Source organism: Mesorhizobium sp. B2-5-4, assembly GCF_006441095.1.
Taxonomy (GTDB): domain Bacteria; phylum Pseudomonadota; class Alphaproteobacteria; order Rhizobiales; family Rhizobiaceae; genus Mesorhizobium; species Mesorhizobium salmacidum.
In genome coordinates this window covers 175,667-199,870 of sequence record NZ_VFUR01000005.1, presented here as the reverse complement: position 1 = coordinate 199,870, position 24,204 = coordinate 175,667, and the positions used below count along the sequence as shown (strand labels likewise).

The window sequence follows — 24,204 nt, the reverse complement described above, 5'->3', positions numbered from 1 at the left end:
TGGTATCCGGAGGCGGATCGCAAGCCGCAGAACACTGGCGGCGTAACACCGGCGGCGTTCGCCGACAATGCTCAGCTTTGCTCAAAAGTCATCATACAACAATCCAATTTTTGTATGTTGACATTATTTCTGGTCAACCCTACCGATAGGGCTGGGAGGATGGCCGTGGCACTGATCAATGCGGATTTGCTGTTTCCAGCCGAGGCGCGTCCGCTCTCGATCGCCCGCGATCTCTATGCCGGCATCAAGGACCTGCCCATCATCAGCCCGCATGGGCATACCGATCCGCGCTGGTATGCGCTGAACGAGCCGTTCCCCGATCCCGCGCAGCTGCTCATCGTGCCGGACCACTATATTTTTCGCATGCTGTTCAGCCAGGGCGTGCGGCTGGAGGCTCTCGGCGTGCCGACCCTCGATGGTGCGCCCGTCGAGACCGACGGCCGGGCGATCTGGCGGCTGTTCGCGGAACATTATTACCTCTTCCGTGGCACGCCGACCCGGCTGTGGTTCGACCATGTGCTTGCGCATCTGTTCGCCATCGAAGAGCCGTTGAGCGCCGCAACCGCCGATCGCCATTACGACACGATCGCGACGGTACTGCAGTGGGAGAACTTCCGCCCTCGCGCCCTGTTCGAGCGCTTCAACATCGAGGTCATCGCGACGACCGAAGGCGCGCTCGACGACCTCAGATGGCACCAGATGATCCGCGACAGCGGCTGGGAGGGCCGCGTCGTCACCGCCTATCGGCCGGACGCCGTCGTCGATCCCGATTTCGAAGGCTTCTTGGCCAATCTCGACCGGCTCGGCGAGATCACTGGCTGCGACACCGGGACCTGGGCCGGCTATCTCGACGCGCACCGCCAGCGGCGCGCTTTCTTCAAGAGCTTCGGCGCGACTTCGTCGGACCACGGCCATCCGACGGCGGAAACCGCCAATCTTTCCGACGCGGCGGCGCAGGAGCTGTTCAACCGGGTCCGCGCCGGCTCGGAAGACGAGCGCGAACGGAAGCTGTTTCGCGCCCAGATGCTGACCGAGATGGCCAAGATGAGCCGGGATGACGGGCTGGTGCTGCAGATCCATCCGGGCTCCTGGCGCAACCATTCGCCTGGCATTTTCCAGAAATTCGGCAGGGACAAGGGCTTCGACATCCCGACGCGTACCGACTATGTGACTGCGCTGAAGCCGCTGCTCGACTGTGTCGGGCTGGAGCGTGATCTCACCGTCATCCTGTTCACGCTGGATGAGGCCGGCTATACGCGCGAACTGGCGCCGCTGGCCGGCGTCTATCCGGCGCTGAAGCTCGGGCCGGCCTGGTGGTTCCACGACAGCCCGGAAGGCATGCGCCGCTTCCGCGAGATGACCACCGAGACCGCCGGCTTCTACAACACGGTCGGCTTCAACGACGACACCCGCGCCTTTCCGTCGATCCCGGCCCGCCACGACGTGGCGCGCCGCGTCGACTGCGCGTTCCTGGCGCGCCTCGTCGCCGAGCACCGGCTGCGCGAGGACGAGGCGCATGAACTCGCGAAGGAGCTCGCCTACACGCTTGCCAAGACGGCGTACCGGCTTTGAGCCGGACGTTTCGATTTTCAAAGGGAGGAAGTCATGGTGCATTTTTCGAAATTGACGGCGGCGACATTCGCCATCGGTTCGCTGCTGATCGGCGCTGCCAACGCCGAAACCGTGCTGCGATCCTCGGATACCCATCCGGACGGTTACCCGACCGTCGAGGCGGTCAAGTACATGGGCGACCTGATCAAGCAGCGCACCGCCGGCCGCTATTCGATCGAGGTCTATCACTCGGCGCAGCTCGGCGAGGAAAAGGACACGATCGAGCAGACGCAGGCAGGCGTCATCGACCTCGATCGTGTCTCGATGGGACCGTTCAACGGTATCGTGCCGGAGACCGCGGTGCCGTCGCTGCCCTACATATTCCGCTCCGTCGAGCACATGCGCCACGTCATGGACGGCGCTGTCGGCGACCAAATCCTGAAGGCGTTCGAGGCGCATGACCTCGTCGGCCTCGCCTTCTACGATTCCGGTGCTCGGTCTTTCTACAACACCAAGAAGGACATTACCTCGATGGCGGACATGAAAGGCATGAAGTTCCGCGTCATCCAGTCCGATGTGTTCGTCGACATGGTCAACGCGCTTGGCGCCAACGCCACGCCGATGGCCTATGGGGAAGTCTATTCGGCGCTGCAGACCGGCGTCATCGACGGCGCTGAAAACAACTGGCCGAGCTTCGAATCCGCCAAGCACTACGAAGTGGCCAAGCATTACACGATGGACGAACACCAGATCGTGCCGGAAGTGCTGGTCATGTCGAAGGCAAGCTGGGACAAGCTCTCGCCGGAAGACCAGGCGATCGTGCGCCAGGCGGCCAAGGACAGCGTCGTCAAGATGCGCGAACTGTGGGACGCGCAGGAGAAGAAGTCGCGCGGCATCGTCGAGGCCGCGGGCGTCAAGGTCAGCGATATCGACAAGCAGCCGCTGATCGACGCGATGAAGCCCGTCTACGACAAGTACCTGTCGACGCCCGAACTGAAGGACCTGGCCGCCCGCATACAGGCCGAGAAATGAACGGCAGGCTCAATGGATCGAGCAGCGCGGAGACCTCCGCGCTGCGTTCGGACGCGTCGGCCATGCGAGGATTCTGGCTGGGTGCGGAGCGGGTCCTGTCAGGACTTGCCAGGCTGGCGCTTTGGATCAGCGGCGCCGGCCTGACGCTGATGACAATCATCATCTTCTGGCAGGTCTTCTCGCGCTACGTGCTGAACCGTTCGCCGAGCTGGACGGAATCCTTCTCGGTTCTGCTGATGGGCTGGTTCATTTTTCTTGGCGCCGCCGTCGGCGTGCGGGAACGCACGCATCTGGGCTTCGACGTGCTGCTCTATGTCTTGCCTGCCTCGGCCAAGGCGGTGCTGCGCAGCATTTCCGATCTTGTCGTGCTGGCCTTCGGCGCCGGCATGATCGTCTATGGCGTACAACTGGCGAGGCTGACCTGGAACACGGTGATGCCTTCGCTCGCTTTGCCGGGCGGCGTCAGCTTCCTGCCGGTCATCCTGGGTGGCGCGCTGGTCTGCCTGTTTTCCTTGGAACGGCTGGCCGGGCGTTTTGCCGGCCTGCCCGTCGACGCCGACATCCATGCAACCGGCGAGGAGCCCTGAACCATGGCACTTATGGTCCTCTTCGGCACCTTCGTGTTCCTGCTGGTCATCGGCACGCCGATCGCGTTCTGCCTCGGCGTCGCCAGCTTCGCGACGATCCTCACGCTCGGGCTGCCGCCGGTCGTGGTGTTCCAGCGGCTCAATTCCGGCGTCAGCGTCTTTTCGCTGATGGCCATCCCCTTCTTCATCTTCGCCGGCGACCTGATGGTGCGCGGCGGCATCGCCGCGCGGCTGGTCGCACTGGCAGGCTCCCTGGTCGGCCATTTGCGGGGCGGTCTGGGGCAGGTCAACATCGCTGCGTCGACCATGTTCGGCGGCATTTCCGGCTCGGCGGTGGCGGATGCGTCGGCGGTCGGCGGGCTGATGATCCCGCAGATGAAGGCGCGCGGCTATGGCATCGACTACGCCGTCAACATCACGTCGGTCGGCGCCATCATCGCGCTTCTCATTCCACCGTCCCACAACATGATCATCTATTCGATTTCGGCCGGCGGCCGTATCTCGATCGCCGACCTGTTCACGGCCGGCGTGCTGCCGGGTCTGCTGCTGGCGTTGTCGTTGATGATAACGGCCTATTGGGTTGCCAGCCGCCGCGGCTATCCGACGGAGCCCTTCGCCGGCTTCGGCCGGGCCATGCAGCTGCTTGTCGCCGCCATTCCCGGCCTCATCCTGATCGCCATCATCTTCGGCGGCGTCAGGTCCGGCATCTTCACCGCGACCGAGAGCTCCTGCATCGCCATCGTCTATGCCTTCCTGGTGACGCTGATCATCTACCGCTCGATGAGCTGGGGCGACTTCGTCGCGGCGACGACGGCGTCGGTGCGCACCACCGCCATGGTGCTGATGATCATAGGCTGCGCGGCGGCCTTCGGCTGGCTGCTCGCCTATCTCAGGGTGCCGGCGGCGCTGGTCGCCTTTCTGCAGTCGGTATCCGACAACAAGCTGGTCATCCTGCTGTTGATCAACATCGTGCTGCTCATCCTCGGCACCTTCATGGACATGTCGCCGCTGATCATCATCACGACGCCGATCTTCCTGCCGGTGGTCATGGCCTATGGCGTCGATCCCGTGCATTTCGGCGTGATCCTCATCCTCAATCTCGGCATCGGGCTTTGCACGCCACCGGTCGGCGCGGTCCTGTTTGTCAGCTGCGCCATCGGCCGCATTCCGATCTGGACCGCGATGCGCTCGATCTGGCCATTCTACGGCGCCGCCTTCGCCGTGCTGATGCTTGTCACCTACGTACCGGAAATCTCATTGTGGCTGCCGGGCCTGTTCCATTAGGAGATCGCCACGTGTCCGTCAGTCCCGATCTCAAGGTCGAACGAAAACCCAAGCTTTCTGAAAGCGTGATCACGGCGATCCGCAAGCAATTGCTGGCGGGCGAGATTCTGCCCGGCCAAAAATTGCCGACCGAGGGCCAGCTGACCGAAACCTTCGGGGTCAGCCGCACCGTCATCCGCGAGGCGCTGGCCAAGCTTGCCGCCGACGGCCTTGTCGAGCCGCGGCAGGGCGCCGGCGTCTTCGTCACCGAGCACATTTCGACCATGTTCGGCGCGCTTGCAGCCGACATGGGAGCCAAGGATTCCATCGCGCTCAACGTGCTCGAGGTGCGCCTGGCGATCGAAATCGAATCGGCCGGCCTCGCCGCCATCCGTCGCAACGCAGCGCAGGAAGCGGCGATCCAGGAAGCCTTCTTCGAGTTCGAGCGGATGCTGCTCGACAGCCAGCCGACCGGACCCGCCGACCTTGCCTTCCATCGCGCCATCGCCAGCGCCACCAACAATCCGTTCTATGTCGAAATGCTCGACGTGCTCGGCCGGCGCGCCATTCCGTGCGACGTGACCTCGCCCTGGTCGACCGAACTGGTGCAGTCCGACAGCTACCAGCGCGGGCTGCAGCGCGAGCATCTGATGATCCTGAACGCGATCACGGCGGGCCATGCCGAAGCCGCGCGCGAGGCGATGCGCACCCATCTCGGCGCCAGCCAGCAGCGCTACCGCGAGCGCCTGCAGGCGCGGCAGGCCTTTTACGCCAGTTCGGTCAAGGCGGCCGCCGGGGAATGATCCACCAGAAGTCAGGACAGAGATGAGCCAGAACCACACCGACTACACATCGCGCTTCGCCATCGACCCGGCTGCCGCCGCCGCCATGGGAACGGACGAACTGCGCCATAATTTCCACATCGAAGACCTCTTCGAGCCCGGCCGCGTCAGCCTGACCTATACCCACTACGACCGCATGATCGTCGGCGGCGCCATGCCGGTGGCGACGGCATTGCCGTTGGAAGCGATCAAGCCGACCGGCACCAAAGGTTTTCTCGACCGGCGCGAAATGATCGCCGTCAACATCGGCGGCGCCGGCTCGATCGAAGCCGGCGGCCAGTCCTTCGACCTGCGGGCGCGCGACATGCTCTATCTCGGCATGGGCTCCAGCGATGTGTCATTCGCTTCGTCCGACAAGGCCGCGCCGGCTAAATTCTACCTGCTCAGCGCGCCGGCGCATCAGGCTCATCCCAGCCGGCTGATCCGCCTCGGCGACGCCAAGCGCCTCGATCTCGGCAGCAAGGAGGCCTGCAACGAGCGCTCGATCTTCCAGTTCATCCATGACGGAGGGACAAAAACCTGCCAGCTCGTGGTCGGCATGACGCAGCTGGCGCCAGGCTCGATCTGGAACACCATGCCGTGCCATGTGCATGACCGGCGCATGGAGGCCTATCTCTATTTCGATTTGCCCGAGGCGGCGCGCGTCTTCCATTTCATGGGCGAGCCGGACGAGACACGCCACATCGTCATGCGCAACGAAGAGGCGGTGCTGTCGCCGGGCTGGTCGATCCACTCTGGCGCCGGTACGTCCAATTACGCCTTCATCTGGGCGATGGCCGGCGACAATGTCGACTACACCGATGTCGACGCGGTGGCGATGGACGTGCTGCGGTGAGCGATCTCACAGCCTTCAGCCTGGCCGGCAAGCGCATCCTGGTCACCGGCGCCAACACCGGCATCGGCCGGGGCATCGCGGTCTCGATCGCGCGCGCCGGCGGCGCGGTGATCGGCGTCGGCCGCTCGTCGATGGAGGAGACGGCGAGCAAGGTCGCGGCTCTGGGCAGCGAATTCGAGACGGTTGCCGCCGACCTTGCCGACACGGGCGCGGCTGGACCGATGCTCGATCGTGTCTGGGACGAAAGCGGGCCGCTCGACGGGTTGGTCAACAATGCCGGCATCATCCGCCGCGCAGATGCCGTCGACCTGACGGAGACCGATTGGGACGATGTCATCGACGTCAATTTGAAGACAGCCTTCCTGCTCTGCCAGGCCTTTGCGCGGCGCGTCCTTGCCGAGGGACGCCAGGGCAAGATCGTCAATATCGCCTCGGTGCTGAGTTTCCAGGGCGGCATCCGCGTTGCGTCCTACACGGCGTCAAAGCACGGCCTGCTCGGCATCACCCGTCTGCTCGCGTGCGAGTGGGCGGCGAAAGGCATCAGCGTCAACGGCATAGCGCCGGGCTATATCGAGACCAACAACACGCAGGCGCTGCGCGCCGATCGCGACCGCAGCGCGGCCATCCTGGGGCGCATTCCCGCCGGCCGCTGGGGCGAGCCCGGAGACATTGGCGATGCCGCCGTCTTCCTGCTGGCGCCGGCCTCGAACTACATGCATGGCGCCGTGGTGCCGGTGGACGGCGGCTGGCTGGCGCGGTGAGGAGATGACGATGACCGAGCTGAAAGTTTTCGCGCAAGCCGGCGAGGCTGCCTGGACTCCGACCCCGGACGGCAATCGCCGGCGCGTGCTCCTATCCACCGACGAGCTGATGATGGTCGAGTTCGGCTTCGACAAGGGCGGCGTCGGTGCGCTGCATTCGCACCCGCATGTCCAGGCAAGCTATGTCGCCGAAGGCCGTTTCGAGGTGACCATCGACGGACGGACCGAAATCCTGGAGACCGGCGGCAGCTTCATCGTTCCCTCCGGGCTGGTGCACGGCGTCAGGGCGCTTGAGGCCGGGCGTCTGGTCGACAGTTTTGCGCCGCACCGCGCCGATTTTCTCGCCTGACCGGGCCGCCAACGGTTCCTCGGCCAATGAAAAACCCGCGCCTCTAGGGAAGCGCGGGTTTGTTGCCTGGGCGCCAGAGCGTGTCACCGTTTCACAGAAACGGCGAAACGTTCTGCCTCTGTCTGAGGCAATTCCGGACGGAAAACCGTTTCACACTTTTCCTGGAATTGCTCCAATGCGCCGCGGTACTCAAAACATCACCGCAGGACCGGAAACCTGCCGGATCATGGTGAATATAAACTTAATGCGCGCGACCTTGGTCAGGTGATGCGCTTGAGCAGCCCGAAAAGCCGTTCGAACGTCTTGCCATAGGGCGGCCGCAGAAGGGCTCCCGCGCTCAAGCGCGACTGCAGGAAGACCGGCTTCTCCTTGCTGAAAGTGCGGAACCCCCATTCGCCGTGATAGGCACCGATGCCGCTCGCGCCGACGCCGCCGAAGGGCTGGTTCTCCTGCACCAGATGAAGCATGCAGTCGTTGATGGTGACGCCGCCGGCGACGGTCTCGCGCAGGATGCGTTGGCGGTTGGTGCTGTCGTTGCCGAACCAGTAGAGCGCCAGCGGCCGGTCGGCCCGGTTCACATAGTCGATCGCGTCGTCGACCGTGGCGTATTCGACGATCGGCAGCACCGGGCCGAAAATCTCCTCGCACATCAGCCGCAGGTCGGGGCCGGCGTTGCTGACCAGGGTCGGCAAAAGCTTCCGGCCCGCGGTGCCGAGGTCTTCGCCGGCCGGGTTGATCTCGGCGACATCTGCGCCGGCCTCGCGGGCTTCCGCGATTATGGCGCGCAGGCGCTGGTAATGCCGGTCGCTGACGATGGCGGTGTAGTCTGGGTTGTCGCGCAGAGTGGGGTAGAGTCGCGCCACGGCGACTGCGAGCTTCGCGGCGACCGTGCCTGCCTGTCCCTTGGGCACCAGCAGGTAGTCCGGCGCGATGCAGGTCTGCCCGGCATTCAACAGCTTGCCATAGGCGACGCTGGCTGTTGCCGTGTCGAGATCGCAGGAGGCGTCGAGGATCGCCGGCGACTTGCCGCCGAGTTCGAGCGTGACCGGGGTCAGGTTGGCGGCGGCGGCGATCGCGACCTGGCGACCGACCGCGGTCGAACCGGTGAACAGAAGGTGGTCGAACGGCATCGAGACGAAGGCCTTGCCCATCTCGGCATCGCCGGTGATGACGCTGAGTTCGTCCGGGGCGAAGTGGTCGCCGGCCAGTCTGGCCAGCAGTTCCGAGAAGGCAGGCGTCAGTTCGGAGGGCTTTACCAGGACGCGGTTGCCGGCGGCGAGCGCTGCCGTGACCGGCGCGACGGCAAGCTGAAAGGGGTAGTTCCAGGGCGATACGATGCCGACCACTCCGAGCGGCTGCGGCAGGAGGCGGTTTTTGCCCGGCAGGAAGGGCAAGGTGGTGGCGACACGACGCTCCCGCATCCAGCCGCCAACATGCGCAAGGGCATGGCGAATGCCGGCGCGCACGACAAACAGTTCCGCAAGCCGCGTCTCGTGCGCCGAGCGACCGCCGAAGTGGCGCCGATCGCGGCGCAGATTTCAGTCTCGTGCCGCTCGGTCAGCGCCAGCAGGCGCTTGAGGCGGTCTTTACGAAGGCCAAGGTCGGCAAAGGGCTGCTTCTCGAAGGCGGCACGCTGCAACCGGAACCGTTCGCCGAGGACATCCTGTCTGGTCTGCAGCATCGCACCCTCCTTGGCATGTCGGGTCGAGCTTACATCGTGGCGCCGAGGAATCCAGCAGGGCGCAGATACCGCAGGGGCAGAGAACGAGCCGGCCCTGTTGCGGCCCGGTGACGGCTGCGCTACTCCAGGGGATCACGCGGAGAGTCTCTTGATCGGTTTCCACATCCTCTCCAATCCCCGAAAAATCGCTCCCAGCCAGGCGGCAGCCTGATGCAGGCACAGACGGCGAGTGTTCGGGCCGAGGATCCCAAGCGGCGCGTCCTGAAGGACGTGTTCGGCTTCGATGATTTTCGCCTCGGCCAGGCCGACGTCATGGACGCACTGCTCGGCGGGCGCCATGTGCTGGCCGTCATGCCGACGGGGGCCGGAAAATCGCTCTGCTACCAGGTTCCTGCGCTGGTCCTGGGCGGGCTCACTCTCGTCGTCTCGCCGTTGGTGGCGCTGATGCAGGACCAGGTCGCGGCGCTGCGGCTTGCCGGCGTCGCCGCCGATACGATCAATTCCTCGCTCGACCGCGAGGCCAATGTCGCGGCGTGGCGCCGCGTGGCATCGGGCCAGACGCGGCTGCTCTATCTGGCGCCGGAGCGGCTGATGACCGAGCGCATGCTCGAGGCGCTTTCCAGGCTCGACATCAGCCTGATCGCCATCGACGAGGCGCATTGCATCTCGCAATGGGGCCCGGCATTCCGGCCCGAATATGAAGACCTGTCGCGGTTGCGCGGCATCTTCGCCAACGTGCCGATCATCGCGGTGACGGCGACGGCCGACGAGAGCACGCGCAGCGACATCGCCGCCCGGCTGTTCGCCGAGCGGGTCGAAACGCTGGTGCTGGGTTTCGACCGGCCCAACATCAAGCTGGCCATCGCGCCCAAGCAGGACAGCAAGCGCCAGCTGCTCGGCTTCATAGAGCGCCATGCGGGCAAGAGCGGCATCATCTATTGCCTGTCGCGCAAGAAGACCGAGGAGATGGCAGCCTTCCTCGAGAAGAACGGCGTCAGAGCGCTTGCCTATCACGCCGGCATGAGCAAGGAGGCGCGTGAGGCCAATCAAAACGCCTTCATGACCTTGTCCGGCGTCGTCATGGTGGCGACCATCGCCTTCGGCATGGGCATCGACAAACCCGACGTCGCCTATGTCTTCCACACCGATATGCCGGGCAGCCTAGAGGCTTATTACCAGGAAATCGGGCGCGCCGGCCGCGACGGACGCGAGGCCGAGGCGCATATGCTTTACGGTCTTGGCGACATCCGCATGCGACGGCTGTTCATCGACGACGAGGACGCCTCACCCGAGCACAAGAGACGGTCGCACCGCCGGCTCGACACGCTGATCGGCTATTGCGAAACGGCGCAGTGCCGGCGCCAGGTGCTGCTCGGCTATTTCGGCGAAGAGGCTCAAGCCTGCGGCAATTGCGACAACTGCCTCGATCAGGCGCCGCGCGCCGATGGCAGTGCCGAGGCGCGGAAAATCCTTGCGGCGGTCGCGCAGAGTGGCGAGCGCTTCGGCGCGGCCCATGTCATCGACATCCTGCTTGGCCACGAGACCGAGAAGGTGCTGGCGAGAGGCCATCAGACGCTAAGCAGCTTTGGCACCGGCGCCGCGCACAGGAAGACAGTGTGGCTGTCGCTGATCCGGCAACTGGTTGCGGGCGGGTTCCTGATGCCGGATCCCGAGGGTCATGGCGGTCTCGCCATCTCCGAAAGCGGCCGCGCGCTCGGCCGCGGCGAGATTGCATTCCAGTATCGCGTCGAGACGCAGGATCCTCTCGCGCGCGGCAGGAAGCGTTCCGGGGAAGGCTCCGCCGCCGGCGCCGAGGGCGTGGACGCCTCGCTGCTGGCAGCGCTCAAGGCGTTGCGGCTGCGGCTGGCCAAGGAGCGCCAGGTGCCGGCCTATGTGGTGTTTTCCGACCGCACGCTGATCGACATGGCCGACCGCCGCCCGCGCGACCTCGACGCCTTCGCCGAGGTGAACGGCGTGGGAGGGGCGAAGCTCAAGGAGTTCGGCGAGATTTTTCTCGCCGAGATTGCGGGGCATCAGGCTGGCTGAAGACCGCGAGGGCCCGACTCCAGACTGTAGTGCTGATCCGGCTGCTCCCAATGAGCAATGACAGCCGCGGCCTCAAAGTTGGGAGCGCAGCCTGCTGGCCAGCCATCCGAAGTTGTTTCGCGCAGGGACGCGCTCCCATTCGGCCCGGCCGATCTGCCGGGATCGCCCAAGATCCTGGTTGAACAAGTCAATCTGCGTTCTTGCGAAATCCCCGCCGTGCGCTGTCAGTCGCCCTGCTGCTTGCGATTGCAATGTTTTTCACGCCGCTCAAGCCCGCCGCTCCTCGGCGATGGCCCTTGCCCGCAGCTCAGATGCCTGCAAATCTCAGCCGAAGACCTTCGCCGAAATATTGTGTGTGAGATGTCCGGGTTAGTCCTTTAGGGGATTTGTGCCGACAGTTTTGAGAAGATTCGGAAGTCCCCTACCCTGATTCGGTAACTGACGACCCCGACCTGCCTTTGGTAGGTTGATGATCTGCCTAAGGTTTGCCTGGCGTGTTAGCGCGGGGCGCTCGGGTTTCGCCGACTGACGCCACAGCGTTTCACCAGCGCGGTCGACGCCATGGAGGATCCGCAATGAATTACGAGCGGAGATCCAACTCGGCTTCCGCGCCCCTCGGCGACTGTCCTGACCGGGTATACACGATCGCTGCCTTGTTTCATGACGGCCTTAAACAGTATGACGACCGCAAACAATCGAGAGCCGCCCCGCTGCGCCTCATTCCGTTTTGTCTCATGATGTTGCTTGGATTTGCAGCAGTCGGGCTCGCTCCGCCAGTAACGAAACCTCCTGTCGCTCCCACCCAAATCGTGCCGCCGGATGGCGGATCGTCGGAATCTGCTGCGGCGGAACAGAGGCAAGCCCTGGGGTGGGAGCGGTCTTGGGTCGACGCGTTGAGGCGTGGTCTGACCGCCGCTCGGAGGGAAAGCGAGGCAACTCGCGCCGAAGCGCTTGCCTCGCAAGTCCGGGTTAAGGGGGAGCATGACCAGGCTGAACGCGAACGCGCAGCCAGTGAACAGAGCTTCCTCACGCTGCACAAGGATATCGATGATATCGATGCACTCAAGACCGGCAGTGCGCATGGGGAAAATCTGCCCCGCGAACCGGCGGCGGCTCGCCAAGAACTGGCTGCCACGCGGCGCGTCATAGAAAACGCAAGCGCGCCGTCGCGCGCGGTCGCCGACCCGATGAACCAGCCGCAACCTGCCCTTGAAGCGCAGCGGCAAAAAGCCGACGGGCTTCCGCGCGACCTGGCGCAGCCGCGCCTGAGTGCCGAGGCCGTTGCACGCGATACCGCGGAAAGGTCTCTGGCCGAGGCCAGGCAGACGCTTGAAGAGGAGCGGCGGAAAGTCGGGCTCCTGGAGCGTGATATCGCCGGGGCCCGTCAGTCCATCGAAGCGCTGGAGGCGAGCGCGAAGCTGGCAGCAACAACGCGGGCCGGCGCCATCCAGGGCAGGCAGCTTGCTGAAGTTGCTGCAAGGCAGGCTGGCGACGCGCTCGCACAGGAACGCGAGAGAGCAAACGCGCCGGCGAGTGATCTTGAAACTGCTCGGCGGGAAGGCGACGCCGCAACGGAGGAATTGACCCGGATATCGACGGCGTTCAACAAGGCGGCGGAGCAGGAGCGCAAAAAAGCCATTGACCTGGCACGCGACCTCGCGTCGGCCCGCAAGGACATCGAGGCTCTCAAGCGCTCGGCTGAGCGCTGCACCTCGCATATCGAAAACGCGGCAAAGGCACTCCCCACCGATCGCGCAAGCGCACATGCGCCCCGGCGCAGATCGCTCAACCGAGGGCAGCACGAGGTCGGCAACGCGGGAGTGCCCAAGTCGCGGGTCGTTCGCCTGACGACGATCACGCTGCCAGACGCGCTGCTTCCCACGCGACCCCCGGCTGAGGGGTTCAGTCAATGACAGCCGGGGATGGAGGATTGCGATGAGCAGATACGTCGCGGCCGTTTTCTCGATTGTAATCGCGACTCAACCTGCCATGGCTATTGAGGCAGGAGTTGGTGCCAAGGCCGGCAATGTCGGGGTTGGCACCAGTGTGGGCGTCGGCCAGAACGGGGCGTCAATCGGTATTGGCGCGAGCGTCGGTAGCGTAGGAGCCGACGCCGGAGTTTCGGTCGGGACAGGCGACGGCTCAGTAGGCGCAAGTGTCGGAGCCAGCGGCCAACTCAGTGGGCAAGGCGCCTCGTCCGAAAGTACCCCAGCAGGCGCTCCGCCAGGCAATACCCCTGGTCATCCCGCCGCCACGACCGCCCCGGACGCAGGCGTGCCACACATCTCCCTGCCACGCATCCTGCGGCCTTACGGAGAGGGTGATCGCTCATCGGCCGTGACGGCAATCGAAGCAATACCGGGCACGCCGGGTGCAACTGTTCGCGCCTGCCGTGACGCGATTGCGTCGGCCGCCTCCCCGTTTGGCGTCGTGAGTATACATGCGACGAGCGCAGGTTCCTTACGCCGTCTAAGCCGAGGCGCGGTCTCGGCCCCGATAGCAGTTCGCATCCATTATAAAAGGCAAGGTGGCGCCGAGATCCGGCAGGCGCGGATCAGATGCGACCTCGACGCGACGGGCAAAGTGATCAGGCTGACATAGGTGCACCCTAGGTGTTTGATCCCAGGCTTTGATGGGGCACTCTTGTCTCCCGAATCAAAGGAGGCACTATGGGCCAGGTTCTCCATGGGAGCGCCACGACGACAGAGGCGGTCCGTCGAGCGATACAACATAGTCAAGAGAGCTTGAGGGCGCTGGCCAAGCGCTAGGGATCAACCAGAAGACCGTCGCCAAGGGGGGAGCGGACCTCAACAACCGACCTTCCGACCAGGCCGAAAGAGCTGCGGTCGACGGTGCTCTCGCTCGGCGAGGAGGCCGTCATCGTCGCCTTCCGGCACTACACGCTGCTGCCGCTCGGCCATGTCGATCAGCGTGCGGTCGGAGAACACCACATAGGCCGGCCCTGGCGTTCCTTGGCGAGCCGCAGCGCAGCGTCTTGAGCGTGGCCAGCAAGGAAGCGTCCACGCCCTCGCCGCCCGCGGCGGAGCCCTGCGGCACGCGCGGTAAGTTGCAGCGAGCTAGCCCGGATATCTCACACGTATTTATATGGCGGAGAGGGAGGGACTCTAACCCGCAATCGGGCAAAACATCAATTTCCCGCCTGTCTCCCGACGGCCCTTCCTTCCAGCGATACAACCAACGCTACATAGCACGATACATTACCCTGAGAGCCCCTCGCCGCGGACATTCTCACAGGCACAGCGGAGACCTGTCGACCCATGCTGGCACAGCTGCCGCGAACTCCCGCGAGTGCATGAGCAATGACGGGGAAACGGCAACAGTCTGATTGTAGGAAAAGTTTTCCCGGCCTTCGCGTTGCAGGCATCAACGAACCTGCAGCGCCTCGCCCCTGACGTCGCTTGAGACTTATCGCCTGCCCGGGTCATTGGCATCGGAGCGACGACAACTCCGACCAAGGCGAGGCGCCGTCTCAAGTATTAGCTATCAAGCCGACGTAACAAGAGCCCCGATCTGACGTCGGAAGATTGCCATGAAAATATGATGGTCCTCAAAGGGCCATCTCGATCGCATCCCCAGCACTGGGACGAACTGCCTCCCAAAGAGTGCGCGTTCGCCATGTAGCCGGAGACCGGGGGCACATCTCATCGCGGATTCAGCCCGCATCAAATTCTCTACTTGAGATTCAGGGGCAGTGCACGTCAGCTGGCTACGGAACCTGGACCCCCAGCCAGCACAAATTCACGCTTTCACAAGCCGTAGAAGCCGTGCTGGATTTCAGGCCTCGCCCGCGTCTGGGCATCATCACTGGTGCCCGGATCTGGGGTCCGGCGTCAACCACATTTGCGTCGGTACTTTACTCTGTTGGGGCGGGGGGTATTGGCGGGCAATGTTTGCCAGGTCGTAAGATTGCCGAGGCCGGCCCCTGTCAGAGGATCGATTGCGGATGTTTGGTTCGGAGTTAGGCGAACGTCGAACCCTTGATCCACAACCGGTTCGCCGGGGTTCGAGTCCCTCCGGGTTCACAGTTGAATGTTATATCAATGAGTTACGTTTAATTAGTCGAAATTGAATTGAGCGTTATCCAATGAGTCACCGAGGTTTGAAGGAAATGATCGCGGGCCTGTTCGCCAATTTTCTCCTTCTCGGTGATAACACCTGCCACACGTAACTCAGGCTGCCGGTCTCGAAAGACCTTGCAACGATGCGTGCGGTAATCGGCGGCAACGACGTGCGAAAGGGATGGTTTTTCGGCTAGTCAGGCGCGTTCAAGCCCCGATCCAACATCTAAAAAGGCTCGCGATTCGGCATTCAGTCAGCCGACCATCCGACCTTCTGTCCTTGTGAGAACAGACGGAACGTGCGTCCCGAGATCAGCGCTCGGCTAACCTGCCAAGGTTGCGCCAAGCCGCTTGGAAATTGAAACAATCCAGGTTCGCAGCTCTGGCGCAAAAGGTTTTTCCAGCATCGCCCGGTCCCAGGCCAGGAAATAGGGCTCTGGCAGCCTGACGCGCTTGTCGAACGGCGCCACCAGCCTGCCCGAGGCAATGTCGTCGGCGGCCATCGACAGTTGTGCCAGCACGAAGCCCCTGCCGTTGGCTGCAGCATCGATCGCGGCGCTCGACAGCGAAAAGGCGACTTCACCCGATGTCTTGCGGTGCACCGCGCCGATGCTTGCCGCCCATTCCGCCCATGTGGGCGGCGAACGATGGTCGCGTGCCCATTCGATACTGAGAAGCGGCAGATCGAGGATATCGGCGGGCTTGCGGACCGGATGTTTCGCCAGCAGCGCGGGCGAGCAGGCCGGCACCACCCAGTCGGTGAACAACTCGGTGTAGTGCTCGAAATCACGGTATTTGGTGCCGTAGGAAATGCGGAAGTCGACCTGTTCAGCGCTCAGCCTTGGCTCTATCTCGGCGCCGACCAGTCGCACGGTGGCGCCGGGATGGCCGATCTGCCAATCCAGAAGCTGCGGACCGATCCATTTGCTGGCGAGCGACGGCAGGCAGGAGATGGTCAAAGTGTCGGCGAAACGGGCCCGTTCGATGACATCCTGGGCCTCGCGTATCTTTTCGAAGCCGATGGAAACCGCCGCGTGGTAGACGCGGCCCAGTGCTGTAAGGGCGATGCTCCTGCCGCGACGTTCCAGAAGCCGTGCGTCCAATGCATCCTCGGCCTTGCGTATCTGCTGGCTGACAGCGCCGACGGATACACCGAGCTCGTTTGCCGCGGCCGTCACGCTGCCACGCCTGCCAAACGCCTCAAAGGCCTGTATCGCACGCAGAGGGGGCGTCTTGTTCACCTGGGCAACGATCCTGGGGTCAGCTTGATCTAGTTTTTCTAAAATAGAACGCAGATGCAAGTCCTATGTCGTCCCGAACTCGCAAGATATTCATTTGGGCTCACAAGCTGGGGAGGACGCCATGTTTCTTCGAAACTGCTGGTACGTTGCCGCATGGGATCATGAGATTGCCGGCCAGCTGGTGCCGATCCGGATCCTTGGCGAGGACATTGTTCTTTACCGCCGTACCGACGGCGTGGTGGCGGCGCTCGAAGACGCCTGTCCGCATCGCAAGCTGCCGCTGTCCATGGGCCGCATCAAGGGCGATACGGTCGAATGCGGTTACCACGGCCTGACCTTCGACAGCACGGGAACCTGCACGCGGGTACCGGGCGCGGAAAAGATACCGCATGTCGCGTGCGTCCGCTCCTATCCGATCGCCGAACGCTACGGACTGCTCTGGATATGGATGGGTGAGGCGGCAAAGGCCGATCCCGACCTGATTTTCGCGGTCGATCACTGGGGCGATCCGGCGTGGGGTGTCAATCGCGGCGAGTCGATGGCGCTGGATTGCAACTACCTCTACATGACCGATAACCTGCTCGACCCCTCGCATGTGTCTTGGGTCCACCAGTCCTCCTTTGGCGGTGTTCAGGCCATGGAGGATGCGCCGCTCGAAACCACCGTCGGCGAGGACGGCGTGACGGTGTGGCGCTGGGTGATCGATGCCGCGCCAGCGCCGTTCTATGCGCCCTTCCTCAAATTCTCCGGCAATTGCGACCGCAAGCAGCACTACGAAGTGCGTTACCCCTCCAACGCGATCGTCAAGGCGATTTTCGTGCCGGCCCGCACCGGGGGCGAGGGGAAGCCGCTGCACGAGGACGTGTTCCTTATGGACAGCTACAATTTCATGACGCCGGTCGACGAGAACCAGACCAAATACTACTGGTTCCAGATGCGCAATTTCGCCCCGGACGACCTGGAGGTTTCGCGCCAGTTCGCCACCTCCGTACGCGGCGCCTTCGATGAGGACCGCACAGTGCTCAATGCGGTGCACAAGGGCATGGCCAACAAGCGCACACCTAATCTCGATCTCAAGATCGATGTCGGGCCGCTGCGTTTTCGCCGCAACCTGGCCAAGCTGATCGCCAGCGAAAGCCAGCAATTGGTGGCCGCCGAATGAACGCATTCACCGCTCGCGACACCATCGCAAGAAGCGGATTTCGCGACCTGAGGGTGGTTGCGAAGGTGCGCGAAAGCGCCATCATCACGTCGTTCCACATGAAGCCGGTCAATCCAGGGGATTGGCGCGATTTCGAACCGGGCCAGTTCCTAGTATTCAAGATACCCGTGCCGCAGGCGGCCGGCGAAAAGGGATATGTGCTGCGCAACTACAGCGTCTCCTGTTCCCCGGCCGCCAAGGGTCGCTACCGGATCAGCGTAAAGCGTGAAGCAGCACCCGCGCCCGGTCTGCCTGACGGGATAAGCTCATGCTTCCTGCATGACCGGATCGAAGTCGGCGACATACTTCAGGCCGAAGGGCCGCGCGGCGATTTCGTGCTCGACAATTCGAGCAGCCGTCCAGTCGTGCTGCTCAGCGGCGGCGTCGGGCTGACGCCGATGGTGTCGATGCTGCATGCGCTGGCTTCGACGCCGTGCCGCCGTGCCGTGTTCATTCACGCCTGCGAGAACGGCGACGTGCATGCCTTGCGCGACGAGGTGACCGGCCTTGTGGCGACACGGCCAGGCCTGACCGCGCACTACTGCTACCGATCCCCGTCCGAACGCGACAATGCCGAGCAACACTTCCACAGCGAAGGCATGATTTCGCGGTCCGTGCTACAGCGCCTGTTACCATTAGACGATTACGATTTCTACCTCTGTGGTCCGCCGCCGTTCATGAAAGCGATCTACGCCATGTTGCGCGAGCTTGGCGTGCCGAAGCACCGCATCGCCTACGAATTCTTCGGCCCGGCGACGGTGCTTGAGCCTGATGCCGTACGAACCCCAGCGGTTGTTGCGCAGACGGCAAGAATCGCGCCGGCAGCCGAGGAGACAATCGTCGAGTTCCGAAAATCTGGCCTCAAAGCTGTCTGGGACGGGTCCGCCGCATCGCTGCTCGACTTTGCCGAGGATCAGGGTCTGGAACCGGAGTTCAGCTGCCGGTCCGGCATCTGTGGCACATGCAAGTCGCGGCTGGTCTCGGGCGACGTCGTCTATTTCGAAGAACCGCTGGACGAGCTTGGGGCAGGCGAAGTGCTGCTGTGCTGCTCAAAGCCGAGCGGATCAATCGTCCTGGATATTTGACAAGATCGCGATGCCGCGTATGCGCGCGGGGAAACGGAAGTCGGAATTTGGAACAGTCGGTCAAACCAGTGTCGAGCCTGCCGCTCAATCCGCATATCGCGGCGTTGCCGCCCTACAATGCCGGCATGAACATTGCGATGGCGCGGGCGCTGAGTGGCCGCCACGACATTGCCCGGCTGGCCAGCAATGAGAACCCCCACGGCTGTTCACCCGCCGTCATGGCCGCATTGGCCTCCTCATCGTTCGAACCTTGGCGCTATGCCGATCCGGCCTGCATGGCGCTGCGGGCAGCGCTTGGCGAGTGGCTGGCGATCGATCTCGGCCTGATCGTTGCCGGCAACGGCTCCGAGGAGATGATCGCCGCCATCTCGCGCGCCGTTCTGGTGCCGGGCGCCTCTGTCGTTACCACAGTGCCGAGCTTCGGCCTGCATGAGATAGAGCCGCTGGCGGCGGGTGCCGCTGTCATCAAGATCGCGATGACACCCGAAATGGGGTTCGATCTTGCTGCGCTCGAAACGGCAATCGCTGCCGGGCCGCGGATCGTTTTCATATCCTCGCCATGGAACCCGGTCGGGCCGGGCCTCGACCATTCCAGCCTGCAACGGCTGATCGGCGCCGTGCAGCCAGGCACGCTTCTTGTCCTCGACGAAGCCTATTTCGAATTTGCCGATCCCGGCGCACCCGACGGCATCAAGGTCCTGCGCGACAGCGGCATCGACCATGTGGTGCTGCGGACATTTTCGAAGGCCTATGGCCTGGCGGGGTTGCGCGTGGGCTATGCCGTCTGTTCGAGCCTCGAACTGGCGCGAGTGATCGCCGCTGCCAAGACGCCGTTCAACGTCAATGCGGCGGCGCAGACCGCAGCCATCGCCGCACTCGTCGACGAAAGCTGGATGAAGGCGTCGGCAGGCCGCGTCAGGGCCGAGCGCGCGCGCACCGCCGCCGCGCTTGCCGGCCTTGGTTTCCGGGTTGCACCGTCGCAGACTAACTTCCTGTTCTTTGACTGCAAGGGCGACAGTTCGAACCTCGCCGCCGGTCTCCTGAAGCAAGGGATCATTGTCAAGGCGTGGCGCGAAGCCGGCTACGAGCACTATCTGCGCGCCACTATCGGGCTGCCGGCTGACAACGACCGGCTGATTGCGGCCGTCCAGGAATTGGTAACGCGATGACCGGCCTCGCGTCTCCAAGGCAAATGAACTCGACCGACCAGGCGGTGCCGCCGTCGGTTATCAACGCGATCCGCGATGTCGTCGGTGCGGCGAATGTGCGTACCGGAGAGGATGCCGGGGCGATCGACCTTGGCTCGAATGGCGCGGATTGTAGCGCCGGCATCGTCGTTGCGCCTTTATCGACCGCCGAAGTCGCGGCGGTGGTGCGCATCTGCCGCCAGAACGAGATCCCGATCGTGCCGCAAGGTGGGCGGACCGGCCTGGTCGGCGGCAGCGTTTCGCGGCCAGGCGAGATCGTCCTTTCGATGATGCGCATGAACCGCATCGAGCGGCTTGATCCGCTTGAACGCGTGGCGGTGGTCGGGGCCGGGGTCACCCTCGAAGCCTTGCAGACGGCCGCGCTCGAACACCGGCTAGAGCCGGGCATCGACCTTGCCGCGCGCGGCTCGGCGACGATCGGCGGCATGGTGTCGACCAACGCCGGTGGGGTGATGGCCTTTCGCAACGGCGTCATGCGGCACCGCGTGCTTGGCCTCGAGGCCGTGCTGGCCGACGGATCGGTCTATTCCGACCTGACCCGAGTGGTGAAGAATTCAGCCGGCTATGATCTAAAGCATCTGTTTATCGGCGCCGAGGGCACGCTCGGCATCGTCACCCGAGTGGCCGTCAAGCTCGATCCTTCACCGCGCGCCACAGCGACCGCGCTGTTCGGGCTGCCGTCGGTCGAGGCGGCCCTGCGGACAATTCGGCTGGCGCTTGAATCCGACGCCGGGCATCTGCGCGCGGCCGAGGCAATGTGGACCTCGTATTTCGGCCTGGCCGCCGCCGCGCATGAATGGTCTGAACCCAGCGTGCCGCTCGATCAGCCGCTGTTCCTGCTGCTGTCGCTTGGCGGCGCGCACGAAAATGCACTGCGCGAGGACTTCGAGCGTATCTATTTGGAGACGGTGCAGCAGTATCCCGAAGCGACCGGCATCATCGCCGACTCGCGGCGGCAGGAAGACGAGCTGTGGCGGCTGCGCGAGGACACCAGCGTGCTCTACCGCGCTCATCCCCAGGCGCCTTCGTTCGACGTGTCTGTGCCATTGTCGGAAATTCCGGCCTATCTCGATAGAATCCTGCCTAGGCTCGCCGCCGTCGAACCGGGTCTTGCACCCTATGTCTTCGGACATCTCGCCGATGGGAACCTGCACATCATCCTCAACCGGAAGGGCCCGCTGGCGCCTGACGTCGCGGAGGCTGTCGAGCGGGTCCTTTATCAACAGCTCCGGGAGATTGGCGGTTCCTTTTCAGCCGAGCACGGTGTTGGGTCAAAACGCATCCATTCCTTGCTGACGACAGCTGACCCGACAAAGCTCGACGCGATGGAGCGGGTGAAACGAGCGCTGGACGAGCAGTCGATCATGAACCCCGACAAGGTGCTTCCCCGCGATGCCTGGTTTGTCCGGTCCTCCAGGCCGCCCCTTTCGGGCAATGGGCACCGATTGTCCCTCAACAACGCGAGCGACCTCAACGATGAGTAGCCCCATGCCGCAACCGCAGGGAATGAACGGATTGACCGCAACCACCCGACGTCCCGTGGGATCAACGACGCGCCATGATGAGCCGGCACTAGCCTATCCCGGCGACTTTGCCGCCTTGCGCCAGGGCTTTCGCGAGGCGGCGGAGCGGGCGGGCGCGGAACTGTCTGAGTATGTCCATCCGCTGAACGGACCGGATGGCGAGGCGCTGGCGACAGATGTGGCGCTGCTGGGTCGACGCGATGCGCGCAAGCTGATCGTGATCATCTCGGGCACGCATGGTGTCGAGGGGCCGTTCGGCTCGACCTGCCAAACCGCATGGCTCGGCCAGAAGAACCTGCGGCGCTTGCCTGACGACACGGCAATCCTAGCCATTCACCTCATCAATCCGTGGGGCACGGCGTGGTCGCGGCGCGTCAACGAAGACAATGTCGACCTCAACCGCAACTTCATCGACTGGTCGGCGAGTGCTCCGGTCAACAACGGCTATGCCGGTCTCCACGACGCTGTGGCATACCGCGAATGGGAAGGGCCGGATCGAATAGCGGCTGACGAGAAGCTCGCCGCGGCACGCAGGAGGCTTGGGCATGCCGGGCTGGCGGCGATTGTCGAGGCCGGCCAGTATGAGTTCGCCGACGGGATGTTCTATGGTGGCGGCGGCCCGGTCTGGTCGAACAGGACGCTGAACGAAATCCTGAAGACCTTTGCCCGCGAGGCGCGTCAAGTCATTGTCTTTGATCTGCATACGGGGGCAGGGCCGTACGGCTATCCGGCGCTGCTTTCGGTGGCGAGTTCCGAGCATGCTGGCCTTGCTTGGGGCAAATCCATTTTCGGGCCGGCGCTGTCGACCGTGCTGACCGGCCCGGGCGCCAAGACAGGCACCGGCATCGCTGCGACGGCGACCGGCTATGTCTCCGACGCCGTCCGCAAGGCAATGCCGAACGCGCGCGTGCTGCCGCTTGTGGTCGAATGCGGCACGCTGAACGGCCCGGCCGTCATGGAAGCGGTGCAGGCCGACAACTGGCTGCATCTGTTCGGCAAGCCCGACTCGCCGCTGGGCAAACGGATCCGGGACACGCTGCGCTCTGCCTTCATTCCGGACGATCCGGATTGGCAGCGCGCCTGCCTGTCCAGCAGCCTGCGCCATTTCGACCGCGCGCTGGCGGACCTGAAGGCTGTCGAGCTGGATCAGGACGAAGCCATCAAAGGCGAACCGCCGCCGCCCACCATTCGCGCTGGGGTTGCCGATCCGGTGCCCGCCGACGAGGCGAAGACCACGACGCCGGCCGTGCAGATCGACGAGCTTCACAAGAGCTTCGGCTCGCTTCTGGTGCTGAAGGGCGTCAATCTCACCGCTCACGCCGGCGAAGTCATTTCCATGATCGGCTCGTCAGGCTCGGGCAAGAGCACGTTCTTGCGCTGCATCAACCTTCTGGAACAGCCGGACGGCGGCAAGGTCGCCATCGACGGCGAACTCATCAAGATGAAGCCGCTGTCCAACGGCCGTCTTGGGCCGCTCGACATGGCGCAGGTCGAGCGGATCCGCGCCCGCGTCGGCATGGTGTTCCAGAACTTCAATCTGTGGCCGCACATGACGGTGGTGGAGAACATCGTCGAAGCGCCCCGGCATGTGCTGAAGGAGCCGCGCGATAAAGCCATCGAACACGCGCACGCGCTGCTGAAGAAGGTAGGGCTCGCCGACAAGCACGCCCATTATCCCGGCCAGTTGTCCGGCGGCCAGCAGCAACGGGCGGCGATCGCGCGCACACTGGCGATGCGGCCCAAGGTCATCCTCTTCGATGAGCCGACATCGGCGCTCGATCCCGAGCTGGTCGGCGAGGTGCTGCGGGTGATCCGTCAACTGGCGGAGGAAGGCAACACCATGATCCTCGTGACGCATGAGATGCAGTTCGCGCGCGAGGTCTCCCACAAGGTTCTGTTTCTCCACCAGGGAAAGGTGGAGGAAGAGGGTGCACCAGCGGAGCTGTTCGGCAGCCCGCGCTCGGAGCGTCTGCGCCAATTCCTGGCACGGACACTGTGAGGCAAGCCCGCATCCTCGAAGCGTCCGGTTCGCACCGGACAACGGCAATGAAGATCAACAACAAGGGGAACTGATATGAAACTGAAAGTCTTCACGCTGCTCGCATGTCTGGCGGGAAGTATGGGCAGCGCATTGGCGGCCGAGGGCGAGCTGTCGATTGGTACGGAAGGCGCCTACCCGCCATGGAGCATGTCCGACGCCAATGGCAACGTGACCGGTTTCGACGCCGATGTCGGCGCATTGCTGTGCACCAAACTCGCGGTGACCTGCCATTTCGTCGTACAGGCGTTCGACGGTTTGATCCCGGCGCTGAAGGCCAAGCGCTTCGATGTCATTATCTCGGGCATGTCGATCACCGCCGACCGCAAGAAGGAGATCAATTTCAGCGTCGGCTATGCCGAACTGGCCAACATGTTCGTCGCGGCCAAGGGTTCTGACCTGGCCGCCATCACCGATGTCGACACCCTGCTGAAATCGCTCGATGGCAAGAAGGTCGGCGTGCAGGCCGGCACCACGCACGCGCACTTTCTTGAGAAGCGTGCGCCGAATGCCGACCTGAAAACCTACGACACACTCGACCAGATGCAGATCGACCTTGCGAGCGGCCGGATCGATACGGCTTTCGCCGATCAATCCGCCTTGCAGGATTTTCTGGACAAGCCGGATGGCAAGAACTTCCAACTCATAGGTGTTGAGATCAAGAGCACGTTCGACCCGACGCTTGGCGAAGGCATCGGCGTCGGCATCGCGCAGGATAACACCGAACTCAAGGCCAAGATCGACAAGGCGCTTTGCGAGTTAATCGCGGACGGCTCGGTCGGCAAGGCCAGCCAGAAATGGTTCAAGACGGACATTTCCCGGCCCTGCAAATAACGCCTTGGAATTCTGGCATGCGCCCGGACAGCCGGGCGCATGCGTCTC

Annotated in this window: 18 protein-coding genes and 1 pseudogene; 17 read left to right on the top strand and 2 right to left on the bottom strand. The window is 63.8% G+C overall.

Features of this window, described 5'->3' with window-relative positions:
• Positions 1-159: 159 nt before the first annotated feature.
• The 8 genes from uxaC (at position 160) to FJ492_RS08505 (ending at position 7,220) form a co-directional block, all read left to right on the top strand.
• Positions 160-1,572, top strand: coding sequence for a glucuronate isomerase (uxaC, locus tag FJ492_RS08540; RefSeq protein WP_181166608.1), 1,413 nt, complete (start codon positions 160-162; stop codon positions 1,570-1,572).
• 33 nt (positions 1,573-1,605) lie between these two features.
• The gene (locus FJ492_RS08535) at positions 1,606-2,583 is read left to right on the top strand and encodes a TRAP transporter substrate-binding protein (RefSeq protein WP_140716643.1); all 978 of its coding nucleotides are present in this window, start codon (positions 1,606-1,608) and stop codon (positions 2,581-2,583) included.
• 62 nt (positions 2,584-2,645) lie between these two features.
• Entirely contained in the window at positions 2,646-3,170 is a 525-nt protein-coding gene (locus tag FJ492_RS08530; protein WP_032935732.1) for a TRAP transporter small permease, read from the top strand.
• A 3-nt stretch (positions 3,171-3,173) separates the two neighbouring features.
• Complete coding sequence (locus FJ492_RS08525; protein WP_027145118.1) at positions 3,174-4,454, top strand: TRAP transporter large permease; 1,281 nt, start codon at positions 3,174-3,176, stop codon at positions 4,452-4,454.
• An 11-nt stretch (positions 4,455-4,465) separates the two neighbouring features.
• Positions 4,466-5,236 (top strand): FadR/GntR family transcriptional regulator, encoded by a 771-nt coding sequence (locus FJ492_RS08520; protein WP_140769484.1) that lies wholly within the window; start codon positions 4,466-4,468, stop codon positions 5,234-5,236.
• A 22-nt stretch (positions 5,237-5,258) separates the two neighbouring features.
• Positions 5,259-6,110: a 5-dehydro-4-deoxy-D-glucuronate isomerase gene (gene kduI / locus FJ492_RS08515; protein ID WP_140503864.1), complete on the top strand. Its 852-nt coding sequence runs from the start codon at positions 5,259-5,261 to the stop codon at positions 6,108-6,110.
• The gene (gene kduD, locus FJ492_RS08510; RefSeq protein WP_140769482.1) at positions 6,107-6,871 is read left to right on the top strand and encodes a 2-dehydro-3-deoxy-D-gluconate 5-dehydrogenase KduD; all 765 of its coding nucleotides are present in this window, start codon (positions 6,107-6,109) and stop codon (positions 6,869-6,871) included. The genes kduI and kduD overlap by 4 nt, the downstream gene beginning before the upstream one ends.
• Before the next feature lie 10 nt (positions 6,872-6,881).
• Positions 6,882-7,220, top strand: coding sequence for a cupin domain-containing protein (locus FJ492_RS08505; protein WP_140503861.1), 339 nt, complete (start codon positions 6,882-6,884; stop codon positions 7,218-7,220).
• Between the two features lie 260 nt (positions 7,221-7,480).
• Here FJ492_RS08505 and FJ492_RS08500 read toward each other — a convergent pair whose 3' ends face one another.
• Positions 7,481-8,686 (bottom strand): coniferyl aldehyde dehydrogenase, encoded by a 1,206-nt coding sequence (locus FJ492_RS08500; RefSeq protein WP_246675945.1) that lies wholly within the window; start codon positions 8,684-8,686, stop codon positions 7,481-7,483.
• Positions 8,687-9,111: 425 nt separating this feature from the next.
• Between FJ492_RS08500 and recQ the strand changes: the two genes are divergently transcribed.
• The 3 genes and pseudogenes from recQ to FJ492_RS08480 all read left to right on the top strand — a co-directional run.
• Positions 9,112-10,947, top strand: a complete 1,836-nt coding sequence (recQ, locus tag FJ492_RS08495) for a DNA helicase RecQ (RefSeq protein ID WP_140769480.1) — start codon at positions 9,112-9,114, stop codon at positions 10,945-10,947.
• A gap of 575 nt (positions 10,948-11,522) precedes the next feature.
• Positions 11,523-12,860, top strand: a complete 1,338-nt coding sequence (locus tag FJ492_RS08490; protein ID WP_140769478.1) for a hypothetical protein — start codon at positions 11,523-11,525, stop codon at positions 12,858-12,860.
• Between the two features lie 756 nt (positions 12,861-13,616).
• Positions 13,617-13,862, top strand: a pseudogene (locus FJ492_RS08480) (IS481 family transposase); the annotation flags it as partial.
• A 1,487-nt stretch (positions 13,863-15,349) separates the two neighbouring features.
• Here FJ492_RS08480 and FJ492_RS08475 read toward each other — a convergent pair.
• Entirely contained in the window at positions 15,350-16,267 is a 918-nt protein-coding gene (locus FJ492_RS08475; RefSeq protein ID WP_140769474.1) for a LysR substrate-binding domain-containing protein, read from the bottom strand.
• 121 nt (positions 16,268-16,388) lie between these two features.
• Between FJ492_RS08475 and FJ492_RS08470 the strand changes: the two genes are divergently transcribed.
• From FJ492_RS08470 to FJ492_RS08445, 6 genes are all read left to right on the top strand, one after another.
• Positions 16,389-17,429 (top strand): aromatic ring-hydroxylating dioxygenase subunit alpha, encoded by a 1,041-nt coding sequence (locus FJ492_RS08470; RefSeq protein ID WP_140769472.1) that lies wholly within the window; start codon positions 16,389-16,391, stop codon positions 17,427-17,429.
• The gene (locus FJ492_RS08465; RefSeq protein ID WP_140769470.1) at positions 17,426-18,553 is read left to right on the top strand and encodes a 2Fe-2S iron-sulfur cluster-binding protein; all 1,128 of its coding nucleotides are present in this window, start codon (positions 17,426-17,428) and stop codon (positions 18,551-18,553) included. Before FJ492_RS08470 ends, FJ492_RS08465 begins: the two co-directional genes overlap by 4 nt.
• 47 nt (positions 18,554-18,600) lie before the next feature.
• Positions 18,601-19,722, top strand: a complete 1,122-nt coding sequence (gene hisC, locus FJ492_RS08460; protein ID WP_140769468.1) for a histidinol-phosphate transaminase — start codon at positions 18,601-18,603, stop codon at positions 19,720-19,722.
• The gene (locus FJ492_RS08455) at positions 19,719-21,245 is read left to right on the top strand and encodes an FAD-binding oxidoreductase (protein ID WP_140769466.1); all 1,527 of its coding nucleotides are present in this window, start codon (positions 19,719-19,721) and stop codon (positions 21,243-21,245) included. The genes hisC and FJ492_RS08455 overlap by 4 nt, the downstream gene beginning before the upstream one ends.
• A 22-nt stretch (positions 21,246-21,267) precedes the next feature.
• Complete coding sequence (locus FJ492_RS29450; protein ID WP_140769464.1) at positions 21,268-23,283, top strand: DUF2817 domain-containing protein; 2,016 nt, start codon at positions 21,268-21,270, stop codon at positions 23,281-23,283.
• 75 nt (positions 23,284-23,358) lie between these two features.
• Positions 23,359-24,156: a transporter substrate-binding domain-containing protein gene (locus FJ492_RS08445; RefSeq protein ID WP_140716619.1), complete on the top strand. Its 798-nt coding sequence runs from the start codon at positions 23,359-23,361 to the stop codon at positions 24,154-24,156.
• Positions 24,157-24,204: the final 48 nt, after the last annotated feature.